Below are 21,963 nucleotides of genomic sequence, written 5' to 3'. Positions count from 1 at the left end.
TCATCCGCCTCAACCGGCTTGCTTCACGCGCATGTACCATTCGACCAGTCGGCGAACCTGACGCTCGGTGTAGCCGCGCTCCACCATGCGTGCCACGAACTCGCCGTGCTTCTTCTCCGTCTCGCCGTCCTTCTTCGAACCGAACGAGATGACCGGAAGCAGGTCTTCGACCTGGGAGAATATCCGCTTTTCGATCACATCGCGAATCTTCTCGTAGGAGGTCCAGGTCGGATTCTTGCCGCCGTTCTGGGCCCGGGAGCGTAACGAGAATTTGACGACCTCGTTCCGGAAGTCCTTGGGATTGGCAATACCCGCCGGCTTCTCGATTTTCGTCAATTCCTGGTTCAAAAGCTCGCGATCAAGCAGCTGGCCGGTGTCGGGGTCCTTGAAGTCCTGGTCCTCGATCCAGGCATCGGCGTAATCGACATAGCGGTCGAACAGGTTCTGGCCGTAATCCGAGTAGGATTCGAGATACGCCTTCTGGATCTCGTTGCCGATGAACTCGGCATAGCGCGGCGCCAGGTCGGCCTTGATGAATTCGAGATAGCGCTTCTCGACTTCCTCGGGCAGCTGCTCCCTGCGGATCGACTGCTCCAGTGCGTACATCAGATGCACGGCGTCGGCGGCAACCTCCTGCGGATCGTGGTTGAAGGTCGCAGCCAGGATCTTGAAGGCGAAGCGGGTGGAGACGCCGTCCATGCCTTCGTCGACACCGGCGGCATCGCGATATTCCTGCACGCTGCGCGCCTTCGGATCCGATTCCTTCAGGCTCTCGCCGTCATAGACCCGCATCTTGGCGAACAGCGTCGAGTTCTCGTGCTTGCGCAGGCGCGACATCACCGAGAACCGCGCCAGCGTCTCCAAGGTCGAGGGTGCACACGGCGCAGCCGCCAGCTCGGAGCCCTGGATCAGCTTCTCGTAGATCTTCTGCTCCTCGGTGACCCGGAGGCAGTAGGGCACCTTGATGACGCAGATGCGGTCGATGAAGGCCTCGTTGTTCTTGTTCGACTTGAAGCTCGCCCACTCCGCCTCGTTGGAGTGCGCGAGGATGACGCCGGTGAACGGGATCGCGCCGATATTCTCGGTGCCGATGTAATTGCCTTCCTGCGTTGCCGTCAGCAACGGGTGCAGCATCTTGATCGGCGCCTTGAACATTTCGACGAATTCGAGCACGCCCTGGTTGGCGCGGTTGAGGCCGCCGGAATAGCTGTAGGCATCGGGATCGTTCTGCGCGTAGGTCTCGAGCTTGCGGATATCGACCTTGCCGACCAGCGAGGAGATGTCCTGGTTGTTCTCGTCGCCGGGCTCGGTCTTGGCGATCGCGATCTGGCGCAGCCGCGACGGCTGGATTTTTGCGACCCTGAACTGGGAAATGTCGCCGCCGAAGGCCTCGAGGCGCTTGTAGCACCACGGGCTCATCAGGCCGGTGAGACGCCGGCGCGGAATGCCGTACTTCTCTTCCAGCATCGGCCCGAGCTGATCGGGATCGAACAGGCTGAGCGGGCTCTCGAACACAGGCGAAAGCTCATCGCCGGCCTTGAGCACGTAGATCGGATGCACCTCCATCAGCGACTTCAGCCGCTCGGCGAGCGAGGATTTACCGCCGCCGACCGGGCCGAGCAGATAGAGGATCTGTTTACGCTCTTCGAGACCTTGCGCCGCATGACGGAAGAAGCCGACGATGCGCTCGATGGTTTCCTCCATGCCGTAGAAGCCGGCGAAGGCCGGATAGGTCCGGATGGTGCGGTTCAAAAAAATACGGCCAAGGCGTGGGTCCTTGGCCGTGTCAATCGTCTGGGGCTCACCGATCGCTGCAAGTAGTCGTTCGGCCGCATTCGCGTATTTCATGGGATCGCTTCGACACGATTCCAGATATTCCGCCATCGACATGTCGTGCTGGCTTCTCGCCTCGAACGACCGAGCGAAAGCGTTGAATAGAGAATCGTTGTACATGATCCCTCTCCGCGTGAGTTCCGCTACAAGCTGAAACGAAAGCAGTTACTAGACTGTTCCTCAGGCCGCTTCTCGAATCAGCGTGAGCACATGCCGATCATTGGACACCCGGGTGCCGACACGACGCAACGCACAAGGTAGGCACTCGCTGAATTACGAACAGGCACTTGCCTGTAATTTGTGCGAATCTTCCTATATCTTGGCGTATTTCCAGAAATTGTCACTGGCTGGCCACATCCGGGCGATACCGGGGCACCACTCCCTCCGGCACTGCAACATGACGATTTCCGAGCGGCAAACTTATGACGCTTGCAGGACGATCGCGTGGGTGCCGCGGTCATCTTCCTGCTGCAATGCGGTGCCCCGGCTGCCTGCAGCGGCCTGCTTACTTGCAGCCATGACGGTCGCGACAAGCGCGCAGTATCAAAATCGGTCGCCAGGCCCTCCTGACGGATAACGTCGTTCTGCGTGGCAGCTCGGATGCAGTCGCATCAGGTATTGACCGACGTCGGGATCACAGGATGCGCCGACGCAGGCGACCGACGCGATCGATCGCCGGTGACCGGCGACGGCAACGCCGTCAGGACTTGCGTGCATGCTTTCCCCCAGCATGACCATTCGCGACCGAGCCGATCAGACAGGTCAAACAACCGCTGACCACACTCCGCGACGCGACAGGTGTCCTCACGCAGCAAGACGTTGGTCGAACCATCCCAGATTTATATTACGCATAAGCACGACTGCCGCCTGGATCGCCATGATCGCGACGGAGTTAGACCGAGAGAATGACGCCAATACCCTTGATTGGTTCCCTCCCGGGAGCATGTGGGCTAAAGGATAGCGCGTCAGGACCGGCGCGGAAACCCCCTCCGCCCGCAGGCTTGGAGATAAATAAGCATCATGAATCCCGTCAAAGAACTGGAAAAGCACGGACAAGCCGTCTGGCTGGACTTCCTCGCCCGCGGCTTCATCGCCAAGGGCGACCTGAAGCGGCTGATCGACACCGATGGCGTCAAGGGCGTCACCTCCAATCCCTCGATTTTCGAGAAGGCGATCGGCAGCTCGGACGAATACGACGCCCCGATCGGCAAGGCGCTGAAGCGCGGCGACCGGACCGTGGCCGATCTGTTCGAGGCGGTCGCGGTCGAGGACATCCAGGCCGCCGCCGACGTGCTGCGCCCGGTCTATGACCGCCTCAAGGGCGGCGACGGCTATGTCAGCCTCGAGGTCTCGCCATATCTCGCGATGGACACGTCAGGCACGATCGCCGAAGCACGCCGGCTCTGGAAGGACGTTGGTCGCAAGAACCTGATGGTGAAAGTGCCGGCGACGGCCGAGGGCCTGCCGGCGATCGAGACGCTGATCGGCGAGGGCATCAGCATCAACATCACGCTGCTGTTCTCCAAGGCGGTCTATCTCCAGGTCGCCGAGGCCTACCTCGCAGGCCTCGAGAAATATGTTGCCGGCGGCGGCGACCCCTCGCATGTCGCCAGCGTCGCCAGCTTCTTCGTCAGCCGTATCGATACCATGGTCGACAAGCAGCTCGACGAGAAGATCGCGCGGGCCAACGACCCTAGCGAGAAGGAGCGGCTCGCCGCGCTGAAGGGCAAGGTCGCGATCGCCAATGCCAAGGTCGCCTATCAGGATTACAAGCGACTGTTCTCGGGCCCGCGCTGGGAGAAGCTCGCCGCCAAGGGCGCCAAGCCGCAGCGCATGCTGTGGGCCTCGACCGGCACCAAGAACAAGGATTACAGCGACGTCCTCTACGTCGAGGAGCTGATCGGCCCCGACACCATCAACACCGTGCCGCCGGCAACGCTGGATGCATTCCGCGACCACGGCAAGCTGCGCGACAGCCTGGAGGAGAATGTCGAGGACGCCTACCGCGTGCTGGAGGAGCTGGAACGCTCCGGCGTCTCGCTCGATGCCATCACCGAGGAGCTGGTCAAGGACGGCGTCAAGCAGTTTGCCGACGCCGCCGACAAGCTCTACGGCGCGGTCGCCCACAAGCGCGCCACCGTGCTCGGGCCGGCAATCGACCACCAGCTTCTCTCGCTCGGCGACGGCCTCGGCAAGGCCGTGGCCAAGAGCACCGAGGAATGGCGCGCATCGGCAAAAATCCGCAGGCTGTGGCAGCGCGACAAGTCGGTCTGGACCGGGACGGACGAGGACAAATGGCTCGGCTGGCTCGACAGCGCCGCCAAGGCCGACGTCGCCGATTATGAGGACTATGCCAGCCGCGTGAAGGGCCAGAAATTCTCCGACGCCGTCGTGCTCGGCATGGGCGGATCGAGCCTCGGCCCCGAGGTGCTGGCCGCGACCTTTGCCCGGAAGCCCGGCTTCCCGAAGCTGCACGTGCTCGATTCCACCGATCCGGCCGAGGTGCGGGCGATGGAGGCCAAGATCGACATCGCCAATACGGTGTTCATCGTCTCCAGCAAGTCCGGCGGCACCACCGAGCCGAACGCGATGAAGGACTATTTCCATGAGCGCGTCGCGCAGGCCCTCGGCCCCAAGGCCAAGACCGGCTTCCGCTTCATCGCAGTGACCGATCCCGGCTCCTCCTTGGAGAAGGCGGCCAAAAAGCTGAGCTATGCCCGCATCTTCCATGGCGAGCCCTCGATCGGCGGCCGCTATTCGGTGCTGTCGCCGTTCGGCCTGGTGCCAGCGGCAACCGCCGGCATCGACGTCAGGACCTTCCTCAAGCATGCGCTTGCGATGGCCCGCTCCTGCGGCCCGGACGTGCCGCCAGCCGAGAACCCGGGCGTGCAGCTCGGTCTCGCCATGGGCCTTGCCGGCCTCGAAGGCCGTGACAAGGTGACGATATTCTCGTCGAAGAAGATCGCCGATTTCGGCGCCTGGGCCGAGCAGCTGATCGCGGAATCGACCGGCAAAGAGGGCAAGGGCCTGATCCCGATCGCCGGCGAGCCGATCCGCGAATCCGCCGTCTACGGCAATGACCGCTTCTTCATCGACATCCGCACCGAGGGCGAAACCGATGCCGCCCATGACTCGGCGCTCGCCGGAATCGAGGCGGCCGGTCATCCCGTCGTGCGCATCGTGATGAAGTCGATCGACCATCTCGGCCAGGAATTCTTCCGCTTCGAGATGGCAACGGCGGTGGCGGGCAGCATTCTCGGCATCAATCCGTTCGACCAGCCGGACGTGGAAGCGGCCAAGATCAAGACCCGCGAGCTGACGTCGGCCTTTGAGAAGACCGGCGCGCTGCCGGCCGAACAGCCTGTCGTCAGCACCAAACAGTTCGATCTCTACACCGACGACCACAACGCCGCTGCGCTCCGCACGATGGGCGCCAATGGCGACCTCACCTCCTGGCTCAGGGCCCATATCACCCGCTCGCGGCGCGGCGATTACTTTGCCCTGCTCGGCTACATCACGCGCGACAAGGCCAACATCGAGGCGCTGCAGCAGATGCGCACCGCCGTGCTCGAGAAGCGGCACCTGGCAACCGCCGCCGAATTCGGGCCGCGCTTCCTGCACTCCACGGGGCAGGCCTATAAGGGCGGACCGGACAGCGGCGTGTTCCTCCAGATCACCGCCGACGACGCCAAGGACCTCGCTGTGCCGGGCCAGAAGGCCAGCTTCGGCGTGATCAAGGCGGCGCAGGCGCGTGGCGATTTCGACGTGCTCACCGAGCGCGGCCGGCGCGCGCTCCGGGTGCACCTGAAGGGACCGCTCAAGAAAGGTCTCGCGGCGCTCAACGCCGCGCTCAACGACGCGCTGAACTAAGGGAATTTCTCACATGCAACTCGGCATGATCGGCCTCGGCCGGATGGGCGGCAACATCGTTCGCCGGCTGATGCGTCACGGCCATTCGACCGTGGTCTATGACAAGGACGCCAAGGCCGTCGCCAGCCTTGCCGCCGACGGCGCCGTGGGATCGGCGACGCTTGAAGAGTTCATCTCGAAACTGGAGCGGCCGCGCACGGCCTGGGTGATGCTGCCGGCCGGCCGCATCACCGAACAGACCATCGAGACGATCGCGGGCGTGATGCAGGACGGCGACGTCATCATCGACGGCGGCAACACCTTCTGGCAGGACGACGTCCGCCGCGGCAAGGCGCTGAAGGCGCGCGGCATCCAATATGTCGACGTCGGCACCTCGGGCGGCGTCTGGGGTCTCGACCGCGGCTATTGCATGATGATCGGCGGCGAGAAGCAGGTGGTCGACCGGCTCGATCCGATCTTCGCAGCGCTCGCGCCCGGTGTCGGCGACATTCCGCGCACGCCGGGGCGCGAGGGACGCGATCCCCGCATCGAGCAGGGCTACATCCATGCGGGTCCCGTCGGCGCCGGCCATTTCGTCAAGATGATCCACAACGGCATCGAATATGGCCTGATGCAGGCCTATGCCGAAGGGTTCGACATCCTCAAGAACGCCAATATCGACGCGCTGCCGGCCGATCATCGCTACGATTTCGACCTCGCCGACATCGCCGAGGTCTGGCGCCGCGGCAGCGTGATCCCGTCCTGGCTGCTCGACCTCACCTCGACGGCGCTCGCCGACAGCCCGCAGCTCGCAGAATATTCCGGCTTCGTCGAGGACTCGGGCGAAGGACGCTGGACCGTGAATGCGGCGATCGACGAGGCCGTGCCGGCCGAAGTCTTGACCGCCGCGCTCTACACCCGCTTCCGCTCCCGTCGGGAACACACCTTCGCCGAAAAAATTCTTTCCGCGATGCGCGCGGGTTTCGGCGGCCACAAGGAGCCGAAGCAACCGGCCGCTTCGAAGCCCAAATAAGAACTCCATCAAGCGAAGGCCAATCGTTCGTGACCAAAGACCCGCAACCAAAGCGCAAGCCGGAAAACTGCGCCTTCGTCATTTTCGGTGTCACCGGCGACCTCACCCATCGCCTGGTGATGCCGTCGCTCTACAACCTCGCGGCCGAGCACCTGCTGCCGGAAAAGTTCTGCGTCGTCGGCGTGGCCCGCAGGGGCCAGTCGGACGACGAGTTGCGCGACGGCCTGATGAAGGGCCTCAAGCAATTCGCAACGCGGCCCGTGGACGACGACATCGCGACGAGGCTCTTGGAATGCGTGACCTTCGTCGAGGCTGATCCGAAGGACCCGCCCTCCTTCGACCGCTTGCGCGAGCATCTGGATACGCTGGAATGCGCGCAGGATACCGGCGGCAACCGCCTGTTCTATCTTGCGACCCCGCCGGCCGCCTTCGCGCCGACGGCGCGCGAGCTCGGCCGCACCGGCATGATGAAGGAGAATGGCGCCTGGCGCCGCCTCGTGATCGAGAAGCCTTTTGGCACCGACCTCGCCTCGGCCAAGGCGCTGAATGCCGAGCTCCTGAAGATCATGGACGAGCACCAGATCTACCGGATCGATCATTATCTCGGCAAGGAGACGGTGCAGAACATCCTGGTGCTGCGCTTTGCCAACGGCATGTTCGAGCCGATCTGGAATCGCAACCACATCGATCACATCCAGATCACGGTGGAGGAGAAGCTCGGCGTCGGTCATCGCGGCGGCTTCTATGATGCCACCGGCGCGCTGCGCGACATGGTGCCGAACCATCTGTTCCAGCTGATGTCGCTGGTGGCGATGGAGCCGCCGGCGCGCTTTGACGCGCATTCCGTGCGCTCCGAGAAGGCCGACGTCCTCACGTCGATCCAGCAGCCAAGCCGGGAAGAGGCACTGAGAAATTCGGTGCGCGCGCAATATCTCGCCGGCCGCATCGGCGACGAGGACATCCCGGATTATCGCAAGACCGAGGGCGTCAAGCCCGACAGCACCGTCGAGACCTTTGTCGCCCTGAAGCTGATGATCGACAATTGGCGCTGGGCCGGCGTTCCGTTCTACTTGCGCACCGGCAAGGCACTGGGCCACAAGCGCACCGAGGTGGCGATCAAGTTCAAGCAGGCGCCGCTGTCGATGTTTTCAGGCACGACGGTCGACCGGCTCTCGCAGAACTTCCTCACCATCGGCATTGCGCCGACCGAAACCATCGAGCTTCAATTCAATGCCAAGATTCCGGGGCCGAGCATCACCATCGACGGTGTCGAGATGAAGTTCAGATATGGCGACTATTTCCGCGCCGACCCCTCCACCGGCTACGAGACGCTGATCTACGACTGCATGATCGGCGACAACATCCTGTTCCAGCGCGCCGACGGCATCGAGGCCGGCTGGGCGGCGGTGCAGCCGTTTCTCGACGCCTGGAAAACCGAGGGCAGCAACGGCATCGAGACCTATGAAGCCGGCAGCGACGGCCCCGCCTGCGCTGATGAACTGCTGCGCCGCGACGGCCGCAGCTGGCGGAAGTTTTCGTGATGGCCACGACCGCAGAGCCGAAGCTGATCGTCGTCGCGGACGCCGAGGCCCTCGCACAAGCCGCCGCCGAGCGGGTGATGGCGCGGATAGCAGCCAATTCCGGCCGTATCGCGATCTGCCTGACCGGCGGATCGAGCCCGAAGAAGCTGTATCAGCTGCTCGGCAGCGACGGCTATCGCAGCAGGATTCCGTGGGACCGCGTGCACTGGTTCATCGGCGATGAGCGCTTTGTCCCCGAGAGCGATCCGCTCAACAACATGGCCGTCGCGCGCGCCATTTTTCTCGATCGCGACGCGCCGTCGGGCCATATCCATCCGATCCCGACCCTGGTTGAAAATCCCGACGAGAGCGCTGCGGCCTACGCACACGAATTGCAGGCCTTCTACGGATCTGAACGCCTCGATCCGGCTCGACCGCTGTTCGATCTCGTCCTGATGGGCGCAGGACCCGATGGGCATACCGCCTCGCTGTTTCCCGGCTATCCCGAGATCGAGGAAACCGCGCGCTGGGTGGTCGGCGTGCCCAAGGCCAATGTCGCGCCGTTCGTGCCGCGGGTCTCGCTGACGCTTCCCGCGCTGGCCTCGTGCCGCGAGATGCTGTTCGAGATTGCAGGGCATGACAAGCAGCCGATCTTGACGCGCCTTCTCAATGGCGAGAATCTGCCGGCGTTACGCGCGCGCTCGCATGGTGAGACCGTCTGGATGGTCGATCGGGCCGCGCTTCCGGAGGGGATTCGTGGGCCGCGTTAAAGCACCTTGTGCGTTGATTGTGATGGGCGTGTCGGGATCGGGCAAGAGCACGATTGCGGCTGCACTCGGCGAGCGCCTCGGCTGGCGCTTCGAGGACGGCGACAGCTTCCACCCCAAGAGCAATGTCGAGAAGATGCGGGCCGGCCATCCCCTCACGGATGAGGACCGCTGGCCCTGGCTCAACGCCATCGCCGACGAGATCGCGCGCGCCTGCGGCAAGGGCGAGCATGTCATCATCGCCTGCTCGGCGCTCAAGCACAGCTATCGCGAAGTGCTGCTGCGCGGACGTGACGACGTGCGCTTCGTGTTCCTGAAAGGCACGCAGGAGCTGATCGCCGACCGGCTGGCGCACCGCAAAGGCCATTTCATGCCGCCCGGGCTGCTCACCAGCCAGTTCACCACGCTGGAGCCGCCGGACGCGAGCGAGCACGTCATCACGGCCTCAATCGACGAATCCGTCGAGGCGATCGTCGACGGCATCGTGCGGCAGCTGAAAATCGACGGCGGGAAAAGCAGGGCTGAGCCATGACGAAGATTTCACTGGTCGTCTCCGATGTCGACGGCACGCTTTTGACCAAGGACAAGACGCTGACGGACCGCGCGAGGAGCGCGGTGCAGCGGCTGCACCAGGCCGGCATCGGCTTCACCATCACTTCGAGCCGCCCCGCGATCGGCATGCGCTTCCTGATCGAGCCGCTGGCGCTGTGGCTGCCGGTCGGCCCGTTCAACGGCTCCTCGATCATCGACCCCGAGATGAGGCCGGTCGAGCAGCATCTGATCCCGAAAAGCGCCGCCGAAAGGTCGCTTCAGATCCTGCGGGAGTTCGGCGCCGACATCTGGCTGTTCACGACCGACCAATGGCTGATCGACAACCCCAGCGGTAAATACGTCGCGCATGAGCAGCACACGATCCGCTCCGATCCCACCATCGTCACGGACTTTGCGCCGTATCTCGCCAGTGCCTGCAAGATCGTCGGCGCCAGCGCCGATGCAGCGGGCCTCGAGGCTTGCGAGAAGGCGATGCAACAGGCGCTCGGGAGCGAGGCGACCGCGGTGCGCTCGCAGACCTATTATCTCGACATCACCCCGCCCGGCTTCGACAAGGGCACCTTCGTGCAGGCCATGGCCAAGCGCCTCGGCGTTTCCCTGGATGCGGTCGCCACCATCGGCGACATGCAGAACGACCTCGCCATGTTCCGCGTCAGCGGCACCTCGATCGCCATGGGCAACGCCACCGACAACGTCAAGGACCAGGCCACCAACGTCACCGCGAGCAACGAGCAGGATGGTTTTGCCGAGGCGATGGAGATGATCTTGAAGCGGAATGGGGTGGGCTAGGGCATCCCGCGAGGGCAGGTTGAAGCGGCCCGCTCAAATCTCTCACCGTCATCCTGAGGTGCTTGTCCTGCAACGCAGGACGAGCCTCGAAGGACGACGGCCTGGCTGCATCCCCGGCCGCTCATCCTTCGAGGCTCGCCAAGCACCGCTTCGCGTCGCATGGCTCGCACCTCAGGATGACGGGTCTGACATGGCATCCTTGCGCGCAATCGAAGTTGATCTTTCGAGCTATTTCGACCGCTGCATCGCCGGCTTGTCGCCGGCGTGCCTTGCCGCCGAGAGATTGTGCGCGGTGTTGATCAGCGCAATATGTGTCAGCGCCTGCGGGAAGTTGCCGGTCTGGCGGCGTGCGACGGAATCATATTCTTCGGCGAGGAGCCCGACGTCGTTCGCAAGACCTGCGATGCGATCGAACAGCGCCTGCGCCCGATCGAGGTCGCCCGCGAGCACGTGGGCGTCAGCCAGCCACAAGGTGCAGGCCAGGAAAGCGCCCTCGATCGGCTGTGTCTCCTCGGAGACCTCGCGCGGATCGTGCCGCAGCACGAAGCCGTCGCGCATCATGTGCTTCTCGATGGCCGCGACGGTGCCGCGGATGCGCGGGTCATCGGCCGGCAGGAAGCCGACACCCGGCAGCAGCAGCAGGCTGGCATCGAGCCGTTTTGAGCCGTAGGACTCGACGAAAGCGTTCTCTTCGGGATCAAAGCCCCTGTGGCAGACGTCGCGGTGGATGGCCTCGCGCAAGGTGCGCCAATGCAGCAGCGGCGCCTTGAAGCCAAAAGTCTCGGCGCTCTTGATGGCCCGGTCGAAGGCGACCCAGGTCATCACCTTGGAGAAGACGTAGTGCTTCGGCTGACCGCGCCGCTCCCAGATGCCGTGGTCGGGATGATCCCAGACTTCAGCGAGATGATTCAGCACCGCGCATTCGAGCGCCCAGGTCGCCTCATCGTCGAGCTTCAGCTTGGCCATGCGCGACTGATGGAAGGCATCGATCAATTCGCCGTAAACGTCGAGCTGGAGCTGGGCATGCGCGGCATTGCCGACACGTACCGGCTCGGCGCCTTCATAACCGTCGAGCCAGGCCGCCTCCCATTCCAGGAGCCGCCGCTGGCCCCAGATGCCGTACATGATCTGCATGTTGGCCGGCGAGCCGGCGGCCGCACGCAGCAGCCAATTGTGCCAGGCCGAGGCTTCCTCGGTGTAGCCCGAGTTCATCAGCGCCAGCAGCGTGAAGGTGGCATCGCGCAGCCAGCAGAAGCGGTAGTCCCAGTTCCTGCCACCGCCGAGCTTTTCCGGCAGCGAGGTGGTCGGCGCCGCGACGATGCCCCCCGTCGGGCCAAATGTCAGCGCCTTCAGCGTGATCAGCGAGCGCATGACGAGATTGCGATACTCGCCATCATGGGTGGAGCGGCTTGACCACTCCTTCCAGAACTTTTCGGTCTCCTGGAGCGCGATCTCTGGGTCGATTGCCTCTGGCGGATCGAGATGCGAGGGGCCGTAGGTCAGCACGAACGGCACGGTCTCGCCGGCCTTGACGTCGAAATCGGACACCGTGGTGAGATCCTCGCCGCGGATTTCGACCGGCGTGCGCAACACGGTCATGTCCTGGCCGGCGACCGCCAGCAGGGACCGATCTTCGCAGCGGCGCACCCAGGGAATATCGACGCCGAAGCCGAAGCGGATGATGAGCTCCATCCGCATCTTCACCGTGCCCTTGACGCCGCGCACCAGCCGCACGATGTCGGAGGCCTTGCCGCGCGGCGGCATGAAATCGATCAGCGCGGCGGTGCCGCTCTTCGTTTCAAAGCGCGTTTCAAGGATGAGAGTGTTGCCGAGATAGCGGCGCGAGATGCTTGTAACGTCCTCGCTCGGAGCGATCAGCCAGCGACCGTTCTTGCGCGTGCCGAGGATGGCGGCAAAGCAGGCGTCGGAATCGAAGGCCGGCCAGCACAGCCAGTCGATCGAGCCGTTGCGCCCGACCAGCGCCGCGGTCTCGCAGTCGCCGATCAGCGCATAGTCCTCGATCCTCTGCGACAATGTTTTGCGAGCCTAAAACCCTCGATATCAACGCCCACCGATGAGCGAACGTTCCCGCGTCGCGGCCTTCAGGGCCGCGAGATCGATCTTGGCAACGATCTGATCGAGCGCGACCGGAAGCCGCTGCCGCCAGTTCGGGTGCTCGTCGATGGTGCCGGGAATGTTGGGTTGGTCGATCACGCCGAGCAGGTCCTCCAGCGACACGGCGAGCAGCCGCGACGGCGTGCGCGACAGGAAGCCGAGCACAGAGTAGAGATCGTTGGCCTTGATCCCGTTCTGGCGCAGGATCTCGTCGAGCGCGCCGAGCGCGTCCCAGCGCGCCTGCTCGTTCTCGCCGGGATCGAGCCCCAGCGAGCGCTTCATCTTGAGATCGCTGAAGGAGCGCCAGCCCGCATAGGTGCAGAGATCATGGGTATTCAGCGTGACCAGCGCGTTCGGCCGGTAATGGTCGACATTGCGGAAATGGCCGGCATCGTCGCGCTCGAACATCATGACGAGATAGGACCAGATGCCGAAATCCTGCATGGTCTCGCGGAAGCCTTCGGGCACGGTGCCGAGGTCCTCGCCGATCACGATGCATTTATGGGTGACGCTCTCGCACACGACCGCCGCCAGCAGCGCCTCGAGCGGCATCTGCACATAGGCGCCGTTGTCAGGCTTGAAGCCGCGCGGCACCAGGTACAGCCGCTTCAAGCCGAGCACGTGATCGAGCCTGATGGCGCCGGCATGCCGCATCGAGGCGGCCAGCATGTTCGCGAAGGGCACGAAGGATTGCGCCTCCAGGCCGCCCGCGTTGAAGCCGGCAAGGCCCCAATCCTGGCCGACGGTATTGAGGACATCAGGCGGGGCGCCGACCGCGAGATGGCGGGAGATGGACGTCTGCTCGTTCCAGGCATCGAAGCCGTTGGACTGCACGCCGACAGCAACGTCGAGATAGAGCCCGACGCGCATGCCGAGCTCTGCGGAGAGCTCCTTCGCAGCGCGCAACTGGCTGTCCGCCGTCCATTGCACGAATTCGACGAACTCGATCTTGTGCTTGTCGGGTCCGTTGCGCAATTCAGCGCATTTGACATCGTCCGGCTGCTGCCATTCCACCGGCCATTCCCACCACGGCACATTGAAACGATGCCGAAGTACCTCGAAGCAGGCAAAGCGCGACAACAGCGGCGCCCGCTCGGCGCGGAAGGCATCGAACTGGTTGCGCCGGACACCGGTCGCGGTCTTCAAGAAGCTGTCAAAGGCGGCGCGCAGGCCCAGCCATTTCAGCGCCGCCATGTCGGCATACGGGACACGATCGCCTTCGCGCAGCCGCGCCGCGGTCCTGGCAGCGTCCGGGATGAGGTCGGCCGAATATTCGGGGATGGCCTCCACGTCGATATAAAGCGGATTGAGAAACAGCCGGCTGTTCGGCGAATAGGGGCTGCAATCGGCCGGATGATCGTCGAACAGGACATGGAGCGGATTGAGCCCGACGCCGTCGGCGCCGAGTTGCTTGGCGAGCCTGACAAGGCCGGCGAGGTCGGTGAAATCGCCGATGCCCCAATTGCGATCCGAGCGGACGCTGTAGAGCTGCACGGCCAGCAGCCAGCCGCGGTCAAACTCACCGCCGAAGGCCCGTTCGGGCGCCACGATCATCGGCACCTCTTCGGTCGCGCCCGCAGCATCGGTCAGCGTCAGCCGGTGATAGCCCAGTGGCAGGCCGGCGGGCCAGGCGATGACAGGCTCGTGCGTCTCGCCCTGCCCGATCATGTTGCCGTTGCCCGTGATCTTCCATTGCAGCGGCGCGGCGCCGACGGAAGCGAGCTCGGTGCGCGGATTGCCGAGCGCGCGCACCACGACCGGACCGCTGACGAAGCGATAGACCCGCTTTTCCGGCAGGGCATCGAGGATGGACTTGAGCGCCTCGGGCGCAGTGACCCGCAGCTTGCCGAGGGCATCGACGAATTCGGACTGAACGCCCTTGATCCGGGCTTGAGCTAAAAGATCCATTCGGCACGCAGCTTGCAGGCCATTGTTTGGCCGGGGGCATGGATTTTAACGAGGTCGCGGAAGAGGTTAGTCAGGGGTAACTCGCAAACTGGGCCTGCCGTTCCCAAGGGAACCAATGACACACAAGCGGCTTTCTATAGTGGTACCAAGCGTAGGTTCCCGACAAGGGAAACGGGCTCCTGCTTTCTTGTCAATGGCATCACCGTGAACAAGACAATTCAAACTGTCGAGAGTGCCGCCGCCGGCAGCGCTTTCCTCATCGAAGATATCTATCCGTTGATCGATGGCGGCCGTTTTGCCGTGAAGCGGATCGCGGGTGATCGGGTCGAGGTCTGGGCCGACATCTATCGCGACGGCGAGGCGACCATCAGAGCCGCGCTGATCTGGCGTGGCGAACAGGACCGGGAATGGCGGCGCGAGCCGATGACCCATCATGGCGACGACCGCTGGTGCGGCGCGTTCACGCCAACCGAAGCAGGCCAATATGTCTATGCCATCGAAGCCTGGACCGACGAATTCGCCACCTGGCGTCACGGGCTCGAACGCAAGCAGCTCTCGGGCGGCGACGTGACGCTCGATGCGATCGAGGGCGCCGGCCTTTTGACCAAGGCGCATGGCGCGCGGCAAGACGCTGCGGCCGTGATTTTCAGGCAATGCGAGGATTATCTCCAAAACGGCGACGTCGCTTCGCTGCTCGCAACTGATCTCGGCGAGGCCATGGCCGAAAGCCAGGCGCGGCCCGACCTGACCCGCTCGCCAAACTTCCCGCTGATTGTCGACCGCCACAAGGCGCGCTTCAGCGCCTGGTATCAGATGATGCCGCGCAGCCAGAGCACGGTGGCCGGCCGGCACGGGACGCTCCGCGACTGCATCGCCCGCGTACCCGACATCGCCGCGATGGGCTTTGACGTCCTGTACTTCACGCCGATCCACCCGATCGGGCGCACCAGCCGCAAGGGCCGCAACAATGCGCCGGTCGCAACCGAGGGCGAGCCCGGTTCGCCCTATGCGATCGGCTCGGCCGAGGGCGGGCACGATGCGCTGCATCCCGAACTCGGCACCATCGAGGATTTCCGCGCGCTGGTCGCGACCTGCCTCGAATATGGCCTCGAGATCGCGCTCGATTTCGCCGTGCAATGCTCGCCGGATCATCCCTGGCTGACGCAGCATCCGGAATGGTTCAAATGGCGGCCGGACCGCTCGGTGCGGACGGCGGACGGTCCCTATTCCGACATCGTCATCCCCGATTTCGCCTCGGTCGACCGGGTCGGGCTGTGGAATGCGTTTCGCGACGCCATGCTGTTCTGGATCGACCATGGCGTGACCATCTTCGCCATCGACAATCACGACACCGCGCCGCTGCCGTTCTGGGAGTGGCTGGTCCACGAGATCAGGCAGCGGCATCCCGAGGTGATCCTGTTCGCCAAGACGTTCGCGCGGCCGAAGCTGATGAAGGGTCTCGCCAAGCTCGGCTTCGCGCAGTCCTTCAGCTATTTCCCCTGGCGCACGGCGAAGTGGGAGCTGGAGCAATATCTCGGTGAGCTCTTGCGCTATCCCGAGCGGGATTTCTACCGGGCAAACCTGTTCGTCAACACGCCGGACCTGCTGCCCTATCACCTCCAGAGCGGCGAGGCCTGGATGTTCAAGGCCCGTGTCGCTTTGGCAGCAACGCTGTCGGGCAATTACGGCCTCTATAGCGGGTTCGAGCTGCTCGAGCACGAGGCCGTGCCCGGCCACGAAGAATATCGGGATTCCGAGAAGTACCAGATCCGCCAGCGCGACTGGGACAAATCAGGCAATATCAAGCCCTGGATTGCCGCGCTCAACCGCATCCGCAACGACAATCCGGCGCTGCAGCAGACCGTCAATCTGCGCTTCCTCGGCATCGAGGACGGCGAGACCATCGCCTTCGTCAAGGAGGCCGCCGAACCCGCCAACACGATCGTCGCGGCCATCGCCCTCTCGCGCCATGTGCGCGAGACCTGGTTGCCGCTCGGCGACCTCACCATCGACGTCGGCGGCGAACGCCGCCCCGTCACCGCTCTTGAAAATCTCATGACAGGCGAACAGTCCCGCATCGAATGGGGCGGGATCAAATTGCGTATCGATCCCGACCGCGATCCGGCCCTGCTCTTCCGCTGCCTGGCGTAAGGATCACGCCATGAATGTTCTGTCTTCCGTCGACACCAAGAAGGCCGAGGCTGCCGGGATCGTAGATGAGCTCTGGTACAAGGACGCGATCATCTACCAGCTCCACGTCAAGGCCTTTGCCGACAGCAACAATGACGGCATCGGCGATTTCGCAGGGCTGACCGAGAAGCTGCCTTATCTGCAGGACCTCGGCGTCACTGCACTGTGGCTGCTGCCGTTCTATCCCTCGCCCGGCCGCGACGACGGCTACGACATCGCCGATTACGGCGCGGTCAATCCCGATTTCGGGACGATGAAGGACTTCAAGCGCTTCATCCAGGAAGCGCAGAAACGCGGCCTGCGCGTCATCACCGAGCTCGTCGTCAACCACACCTCGGACCAGCACAAATGGTTCAAGCGCGCCCGCCGCAGCCCGGCCAGCTCGAGCGCCCGCAACTGGTATGTCTGGAGCGACACCGATCAGAAATACCAGGGCACGCGGATCATCTTCACCGATACCGAGAAGTCGAACTGGACCTGGGATCCCGAGGCCGGCGCGTTCTACTGGCATCGCTTCTTCTCGCACCAGCCCGACCTCAATTTCGACAATCCGCGCGTCGTCAGCGCCATCATCCAGGTGATGAAGCGCTGGCTCGACGCCGGTGTCGATGGCTTCCGGCTGGACGCGATTCCCTATCTGTGCGAGCGCGAGGGCACCTCGAACGAAAACCTCCCGGAGACGCATGCGATCATCAAGCGCCTGCGCCAGGAGCTGGACGCCTATTCCAAGGGAAAGCTGCTGCTGGCCGAGGCCAACCAATGGCCGGAGGACGTGCAGGAATATTTCGGCCGCGGCGACGAATGCCACATGGCCTACCACTTCCCGCTGATGCCGCGCATCTATATGGCGATCGCGCAGGAGGACCGCTTCCCGATCACCGATATCCTGCGCCAGACGCCTGATATCCCCGCGAGCTGCCAATGGGCGCTGTTTCTGCGCAATCATGACGAGCTGACGCTGGAGATGGTCACCGACGTCGAGCGCGACTATCTCTGGACCACCTACGCCAACGATCCCCGCGCCCGCATCAATGTCGGCATCCGCAGGCGCCTTGCGCCGTTGATGGACAATGACCGGCGCAAGATCGAGCTGATGAACTCGCTGCTGCTGTCCTTCCCCGGCACGCCGATCATCTATTACGGCGACGAGATCGGCATGGGCGACAACATCTATCTCGGCGACCGCAACGGCGTGCGCACGCCGATGCAATGGAGCCCGGACCGCAACGGCGGCTTCTCGCGCTGCGACCCCGCCCGTCTCTACGCGCCGCTGATCATGGATCCGGTCTATGGCTATGAGTCGGTGAACGTGGAGGCGCAGTCGCGCAGCCTGTCGTCGCTGCTCAGCGCCACCAAGCGGCTGATCTCGGTGCGCAAGTCGACGCTGGCCTTCGGCCGCGGCACCATGACCTTCATCCGCCCGGCCAACCGCGCCGTGCTGGCCTATGTCCGGCAATATCGCGACGAGGTCATTCTCTGCGTCGCCAATCTGTCGCGCGCGGCGCAGGCGACCGAGCTCGATCTGTCGCCGTGGAAGGACCGCATCCCGCAGGAGATGCTGGGCCGCACGCGCTTTCCGCCGATCGGCGAATTGCCCTACATGATCACGCTCGGGCCCTACGGCTTCTACTGGTTCCAGCTCCAGGAGCGCGACAAGTCCGAGCCGGTGGTGCCGCGCGCGGTACCGGAGTTCGAGACGCTGGTGGTTCCGGTCAACTCGAACTGGGTGTCGCTCGCCCGCGAGCGCGGCGTGTTCGAGCGCGACGTGCTGCCGGGATTTCTGGCAAGGACGCGGTGGTATCCCGAGCATAATCCCAAGCACATCAAGGCGACGCTGACGTCAGCGGTGCCGTTCAGCGACATCGGCGACAACAGGCCCTGGATCGCGTTCTTCGAAACCGCAGGGAATGATGTCACGACGCGCTACGTGCTGCCGATGCAGATCGAGTGGGTGCGCTTCGACCGCGAGCGCTTCAACCCGAGGGCGCTCGCCGCCGTGCGCCAGGGCGCGCGCGAAGGCACCCTGCTCGACGTCGCCACCGACCAGATCTTCATCGGGCTTTTCCTGCGCGGCTTGTCTCAGAACCTGGTGGTGGACGAAAACAATCTGCGGCTCGAGTTCAAGGCGACGAGCCGTTTCGCCGACTACACCGTCAAGGAGCCCGGGCGCATCCGCGCGATCGAGCAATCCAACAGCACCGCGCTGGTCGACAATCAATATGTGGCCAAGATCTATCGCCGGCTTGAAAGCGGCCCCAATCCTGAGATCGAAATCGGCAATTATCTCACCGAGGTCGCACACTTTGCCAATACACCGGCGCTGCTCGGCAGCGTCGAGCTGGCCGAGGGCGACAGCCGCAGCGCCGTCGGCGTGCTGCATGCCTATGTCGAGAACCAGGGTGACGGTTGGGCGGTCACGGCGGGCTATCTCGACCGCTATGTCGACGAGCAGCGGGTGCTGCCGCCGGACGAGGAGTACCGGACGACCCAGGAGCAGTCGATCTATCTGCACTTCGTGGCGCAGATTGGCCGCCGGCTTGCCGAGCTGCACATGGCGCTCGCCGCTGCAAAATCCACCGACCTTGCCCCTGAACCGATCGGCAAGGCCGACGTCAAACGCTGGACGACCGACCTCATGGGCCGAGCCGAGCGGGTCTTCGACCTGCTGACCGATGCCCGGGACGGCCTGCGCGAAAGCGACCGGCCCCTGATCGACCAGCTTGTCGGGGTGCGCGCGAGCTTGCCGCGCCACATCAACACACTCTTGCCATCCGAGATCGGCGGGTTGAACATCCGTCATCACGGCGACTTCCGCCTCGGGCAAACTCTGATCGTGAAGGACGACATCTTCATCATTGATTTCGACGGCGATCCGCACCTCGCACTGGCCGACAAGCGGCGCAAGCTGCCTGCCGCGCGCGATGTCGCGGGCCTGGTGCGCTCGATTGATCTTTCGGTTAACGCAGCGCTTGGCCGCGCGGGCTCGGGCGGCGGTGATGAACAAGGCCGGATCACGGCCGCGCTCGACGAATGGCGCGAGCGCGCCACCGCAACCTTCCTGTCCGCCTATCATGAGGCCATGACCCACCGGCGGCTCTGGCCGGAAGACGCGCACGGCGCGGAAAGCATGTTAAGGTTTTTCCTGCTTGATCTAGCGTTCGACGAGGTAGAGTACGAGCTGTCCCACCGGCCCGACGGGCTCCATGCGCCGCTGACCGGCCTGCTTCGCATTCTGTCCAGTGCCGGGAGCGAAGCCCATGCCTAAACTGCCAGCCGAAGCCTACGCCATCATCGAGGGTCGCCACTCCGATCCCTTCCACTATCTCGGGATGCATCCCGAGGGTGGCAGGAGCGTGGTGCGCGCCTTCCTGCCCGAGGCCTCCAATGTCGAGGCAATCGGCGAGCATGGCGAAGTCGCGCCGCTCGACCGTGTCCACGATTCCGGCCTGTTCATCGGCGCCCTGCCCAACGGCTCCAAGCACTACCAGCTTCGCGCCAAATTCGGCGACAACGTCGTCGAGTTCGAGGACGCCTATCGTTTTCCGCCCATTCTGACCGATTTCGATCTCTATCTGCTCGGCGAAGGCACGCATCAGCGCCTCTACGACAAGCTCGGCGCCCATCCGATGCGGCTGGAGGGCATCGACGGCGTCGGCTTCGTGGTGCTGGCCCCGAATGCGCGGCGCGTGTCCGTGGTCGGCGATTTCAATTTCTGGGATGGGCGGCGTCATCCCATGCGGGTGCGCGGCGCCGGCTATTGGGAATTGTTCATTCCGCACGCCAAGAGCGGCGATCACTACAAGTTCGAGATCATCGGGCCGCACGGCCATCTGCTGCCGCTGAAATCCGACCCGCTGGCGTTCGCCAGCGAGGTGCGGCCGAAGACCGCCTCGATCGTGTTCGACGAGGCGCATCTGCCGCGGCCGCGGCCGGCGCCCGACGGCATCAACGCACTGTCGGCGCCGATGTCGATCTACGAGGTTCATCTCGGCTCGTGGCGGCGCAAGAACGGCAATGAATGGCTGACCTATCGCGAACTCGCCGAGCAACTGCCCGCCTACGCCCGCGACATGGGCTTCACCCACCTCGAATTCCTGCCCGTGAGCGAGCACCCGTTCGACGGCTCCTGGGGCTATCAGCCGACCGGCCTCTATGCGCCGACCAGCCGTTTCGGATCGCCGGAGGATTTTGCGGCGCTGATCGATGCCTGCCATCGCGAAGGCATCGGCGTGCTGCTCGATTGGGTGCCCGGCCATTTCCCCGATGATCCGCACGGGCTCGGCAGCTTCGACGGCACGGCGCTCTACGAGCACGCCAATCCGCTCCAGGGCCGTCATCTCGACTGGGGCACGCTGATCTACAATTACGGCCGCACCGAAGTGACGAACTTCCTGGTGTCGAACGCGCTGTTCTGGCTCGAGCGCTACGCCATCGACGGCCTGCGCGTCGATGCGGTGGCATCCATGCTCTATCTCGACTACAGCCGCCCGCCGGGCGCCTGGATTCCCAACCAGTATGGCGGCCGCGAGAACATCGAGGCGATCAACTTCCTGCGCCGCTTCAATACCGAGCTGTTCGCGCGCTTTCCGCAGGCGACCACGGCAGCGGAGGAATCCACCGCATGGCCGCAGGTCTCGCGCCCGGTCGAATTCGGCGGGCTCGGCTTCGGCTACAAGTGGAACATGGGCTGGATGCACGATACGCTGAACTACATCAGCAAGGATCCGATCCACCGCAAATATCACCACGGCGAGATCCTGTTCGGCCTGCACTACGCCTTCTCTGAGAACTTCATCCTGCCGCTGTCTCATGACGAGGTCGTGCACGGCAAGCGCTCGATCTTCGGCCGCATGCCCGGCGACGAATGGCAGCGCTTTGCCAATTTGCGCGCTTACTACAGCTTCATGTTCGGCCATCCCGGCAAGAAGCTGCTGTTCATGGGCGGCGAGATCGCGCAGAGCCGCGAATGGAATCACGACCAGTCGCTCGACTGGCACCTGCTCGAATACAAATATCATCAGGGCATCCAGGCGCTGGTTCGCGACCTCAACCGCCTCTATCGCGCAGTGCCGGCGCTGCACCAGATGGACTGCGACCAGGCCGGCTTCGAATGGCTGGTCACTGACGATGCCAACCGCAACGTGTTCGCCTGGCTGCGCAAGGGCTTTGACGAGCACGCGCGGTGTCTCGTGGTCGTCAACTTTTCCCCCAATGTCTATCGCAACTACCGCGTCCCCGTGCCCTTTGCGGGCAAGTGGAAAGAGGTTTTCAACTCGGATTCCGCCCATTATGGCGGCACCAATGTCGGGAACATCGGCGAGGTGCAAACCGTTGCCGGCAAGGCGCCCGAGCTCCGCCTCACCATTCCGCCGCTCGCCGCGATCTTCCTCGTTCCGGAAAGCTGACC

General features: G+C 64.0%; 12 protein-coding genes. 9 read left to right on the top strand and 3 right to left on the bottom strand.

All coding sequences use genetic code 11. The features are described 5' to 3' along the window. Positions 1-9: 9 nt before the first annotated feature. Positions 10-1,953, bottom strand: a complete 1,944-nt coding sequence (locus XH80_RS34170) for a PrkA family serine protein kinase (RefSeq protein WP_271602414.1) — start codon at positions 1,951-1,953, stop codon at positions 10-12. A 900-nt stretch (positions 1,954-2,853) separates the two neighbouring features. On the opposite strand from XH80_RS34170, the gene XH80_RS34165 reads away from it, so the two are divergent. The 6 genes from XH80_RS34165 to XH80_RS34140 are packed head-to-tail and all read left to right on the top strand — an operon-like array spanning position 2,854 to position 10,343. Then, positions 2,854-5,703 (top strand): bifunctional transaldolase/phosoglucose isomerase, encoded by a 2,850-nt coding sequence (locus XH80_RS34165; RefSeq protein ID WP_271602413.1) that lies wholly within the window; start codon positions 2,854-2,856, stop codon positions 5,701-5,703. Between the two features lie 13 nt (positions 5,704-5,716). Next, entirely contained in the window at positions 5,717-6,715 is a 999-nt protein-coding gene (gene gnd, locus XH80_RS34160; protein ID WP_271602412.1) for a phosphogluconate dehydrogenase (NAD(+)-dependent, decarboxylating), read from the top strand. Positions 6,716-6,744: 29 nt separating this feature from the next. Continuing rightward, positions 6,745-8,256, top strand: coding sequence for a glucose-6-phosphate dehydrogenase (gene zwf / locus XH80_RS34155; RefSeq protein WP_271602411.1), 1,512 nt, complete (start codon positions 6,745-6,747; stop codon positions 8,254-8,256). Continuing rightward, the gene (gene pgl / locus XH80_RS34150; RefSeq protein ID WP_271602410.1) at positions 8,256-9,005 is read left to right on the top strand and encodes a 6-phosphogluconolactonase; all 750 of its coding nucleotides are present in this window, start codon (positions 8,256-8,258) and stop codon (positions 9,003-9,005) included. Before zwf ends, pgl begins: the two co-directional genes overlap by 1 nt. Then, positions 8,992-9,534, top strand: coding sequence for a gluconokinase (locus XH80_RS34145; protein ID WP_271602409.1), 543 nt, complete (start codon positions 8,992-8,994; stop codon positions 9,532-9,534). Before pgl ends, XH80_RS34145 begins: the two co-directional genes overlap by 14 nt. Next, the gene (locus XH80_RS34140; RefSeq protein ID WP_220005870.1) at positions 9,531-10,343 is read left to right on the top strand and encodes an HAD family hydrolase; all 813 of its coding nucleotides are present in this window, start codon (positions 9,531-9,533) and stop codon (positions 10,341-10,343) included. Before XH80_RS34145 ends, XH80_RS34140 begins: the two co-directional genes overlap by 4 nt. A 228-nt stretch (positions 10,344-10,571) precedes the next feature. Here XH80_RS34140 and XH80_RS34135 read toward each other — a convergent pair whose 3' ends face one another. Next, positions 10,572-12,377, bottom strand: a complete 1,806-nt coding sequence (locus XH80_RS34135) for a glycoside hydrolase family 15 protein (RefSeq protein WP_271602408.1) — start codon at positions 12,375-12,377, stop codon at positions 10,572-10,574. A 27-nt stretch (positions 12,378-12,404) separates the two neighbouring features. Then, a complete protein-coding gene (malQ, locus tag XH80_RS34130; protein ID WP_271602407.1) occupies positions 12,405-14,366 on the bottom strand; it encodes a 4-alpha-glucanotransferase in 1,962 nt (653 codons plus the stop codon). Between the two features lie 204 nt (positions 14,367-14,570). On the opposite strand from malQ, the gene XH80_RS34125 reads away from it, so the two are divergent. Genes XH80_RS34125 through glgB form a run of 3 tightly spaced genes read left to right on the top strand, consistent with a single transcriptional unit; the run spans position 14,571 to position 21,961 of the window. Next, positions 14,571-16,517 carry a maltotransferase domain-containing protein gene (locus XH80_RS34125; RefSeq protein ID WP_271602406.1) on the top strand — a complete coding sequence of 649 codons (1,947 nt, stop codon included), beginning with the start codon at positions 14,571-14,573 and terminating at the stop codon, positions 16,515-16,517. A gap of 10 nt (positions 16,518-16,527) precedes the next feature. Then, positions 16,528-19,821: a maltose alpha-D-glucosyltransferase gene (treS, locus tag XH80_RS34120; protein ID WP_271602405.1), complete on the top strand. Its 3,294-nt coding sequence runs from the start codon at positions 16,528-16,530 to the stop codon at positions 19,819-19,821. Beyond that, a complete protein-coding gene (gene glgB, locus XH80_RS34115) occupies positions 19,814-21,961 on the top strand; it encodes a 1,4-alpha-glucan branching protein GlgB (RefSeq protein WP_271602404.1) in 2,148 nt (715 codons plus the stop codon). Before treS ends, glgB begins: the two co-directional genes overlap by 8 nt. Positions 21,962-21,963: the final 2 nt, after the last annotated feature.

It is taken from the genome of Bradyrhizobium sp. CCBAU 45384 (assembly GCF_028128665.1).
Classification (GTDB): Bacteria; Pseudomonadota; Alphaproteobacteria; order Rhizobiales; family Xanthobacteraceae; genus Bradyrhizobium; species Bradyrhizobium manausense.
The sequence above is the reverse complement of the archived record's forward strand: the minus strand, read 5'-3'. Positions and strand labels throughout refer to the sequence as shown.